This window comes from Actinomyces bovis (assembly GCF_900444995.1).
GTDB lineage: Bacteria > Actinomycetota > Actinomycetes > Actinomycetales > Actinomycetaceae > Actinomyces > Actinomyces bovis.
The window spans coordinates 1-2,157 of record NZ_UAPQ01000002.1 but is presented as its reverse complement, the minus strand read 5'-3'; the positions used below and the strand labels follow the sequence as shown (position 1 = coordinate 2,157).

Annotated in this window: 2 protein-coding genes and 1 pseudogene; 1 reads left to right on the top strand and 2 read right to left on the bottom strand. The window is 66.2% G+C overall.

All coding sequences use genetic code 11. The features are described 5' to 3' along the window. Nucleotides 1–411: class I SAM-dependent methyltransferase (locus DR039_RS03450; protein WP_324252478.1), on the top strand; the 411-nt coding region annotated here is incomplete at its 5' end. Between the two features lie 37 nt (nt 412–448). Here the strand turns inward: DR039_RS03450 and DR039_RS03445 are convergent. Together DR039_RS03445 and DR039_RS03440 are read right to left on the bottom strand one after the other, a co-directional pair. Next, nucleotides 449–1,418: pseudogene (locus DR039_RS03445) on the bottom strand (1,4-dihydroxy-2-naphthoate polyprenyltransferase). Between the two features lie 226 nt (nt 1,419–1,644). Beyond that, nucleotides 1,645–2,157: AMP-binding enzyme (locus DR039_RS03440; protein ID WP_146742215.1), on the bottom strand; the 513-nt coding region annotated here is incomplete at its 5' end.

Genomic DNA, 2,157 nt, shown 5'->3' with positions numbered 1-2,157 from the left:
GGTGATATTTACCCGGGTGCCCGCGTAATTGAGGCGGGCGTCGGTTCGGGCGCCCTGACCATGAACCTGCTGTCCGCCATCGGGGAGAGCGGCCACCTGCTCTCCATTGAGCGGCGCCACGACTTTGCCCAGATTGCTGCAAGCAATGTCGACTGTTGGTTCGGACGCCACCACCCCGCATGGGAACTGCGCGCCGGAGATTTCAACGACGTCGTCGGCAAACACGTGCTCGATGCCAGTGTGGACCGCATCGTCTTGGACATGCTGGCGCCCTGGGACTGCGTGGCGCAGAGCGCTCGCGCCCTGGCTCCGGGCGGTGTCTTCCTGGCCTACGTCCCGCCTCCGTTCGTGCCTTGCAAAGCTCCGCTCGCCCCGGTCGTGCCCAAGCAGCTGGCAGGCAAGGCTGCATAGAGACGCCACAACTCCACCAAGCAGGCTCTGCTCTACTTCAAGCAGCGGTAACAGTGATGAAAGCTAGACCGACCACCACGCCGTAGACCAGCTCGAACAAGCCCGCATCCCGCAATGCTGGAATTAGCGCGCGACCGCTGGCCCCCGCGCGCACCGTGCGGGTGGTGCGCAGAGCCAGCCAGCCCAAAACCGCTGTCATCACAAGCAGCTGAATGCTGCCGCCCAAAGCATTGCCATCGCCGCGATCTGCCCAGCGCGCCCAGCTCAAGGCCGCGAGCGCCAAGGGCACCGGTGCCCCAATCATGGCGGTAAAGGCCTGACGGGCCCGGGTCTCACCCAGACGCACAGCCAGGGTGCGTTTGCCGTGGGCAGGGTCGGTGTGGATATCACGCAGGTTGTTGACCATAAGCAGGGAGCAGGCGATCAGGCCAATGCCGCAGGCAGCCAGCCAAACCCAGCCCGGGGCGGTGCCGGTTTGCAGATAGGTGGTGCCGACGGTGGCCATCAGCCCAAAGAACAGGAAGACGAAGACCTCCCCCAGACCTGCATATCCGTATGGATGAGGACCACCCGTGTAGAACCAGGCGGCAGCCACCGCCGCTACCCCCAGCAGCAGCATCCACCACTGACCAGACAGTGCCAGCAGCGCCAAGCCAAATAACCCGGCCAAACCGAAGCAGCCAAAAGCCGCATATTTGACGGTTTTAGGCGCCACCTGGCCGGAGGCGGTCAGACGGGGCGGGCCGGTGCGGTCATCGTCGGTGCCGCGAATGCCCGTCGGAGTAGTCATTGGCCAGGTTGGAGCCGATTTGCAAGGACAGAGCCACCGCTGCGGCTAGGAGGCTGCGCGGGAGCGAGAAGCCACCCAGGGCGGCGGCTGCGCCGGTTCCCAGGATCACGGGGGCAACGGCGGCGGGGAGCGTGCGCAGGCGGACCACCTCGGCCCAGCTGGTGGCCGCAGGCTGGGGGGTGGCGGCCTGAGTGCTGGGCTGGGAATGGCTGGTCATGGTTTCCTCTCTGCCCGGGGCGGGGCGCTGGGAGCCTACCGCAGACGAAAGTGGCACGAATTGCAGCACTTTGAGAGTTTGGCTGTCTGGGGCACGCTGAAGAACGTTGCAATTCTGCGGATTCTCCGCAGGCTTCTGAGAGCGCACTGTTCAAAGTGCTGCATTTTCGGACACTCTCACGGTTTTTCACTGCCTTGTGCAGCCCAGTTGGACCACGCCAAGCCGGTCAACTTTGCCCGGGCCGCGCGTAGGCAGCCCCCACAGTCGCCAACACCCGCTTAGGAGCGCCCGGACCGGGCAGCAGGCGGCGGGCAGACTGCCGCAGCGCCTCGCACCACTCCTGACTGGGCGTTATTTCCGGCTGGGGCACGACCACCGCGGTTACCGCACTCCCCCAACGCTCATGAGGTACGCCCACTACGCAGGCCTGCGCCACCCCCGGCAGGGTGAGCAGCACTGCCTCCACCTCCTGGGGGCGTACCTTGACCCCGCCGGTGACGATCAGGTCGTCCACCCGTCCCAGCACCTCCAGGCACGGCTCCCCGTCTGGACCGGGGACCAAGCGTCCGAGGTCGCTGGTGAGCACCTCCAAGCGCCCATCCGGTCCCGTTTGGAAGACGGTGCTGCCGCCGGTAGCGGCGTAGCCCTCGGCTAGGACCGGGCCTGCCAACGCAACCCGGCCTACACCTTCCGCATCTGGGGAGTCGATCCGCAGGCGCACTCCTTCCAATGGCAGGCC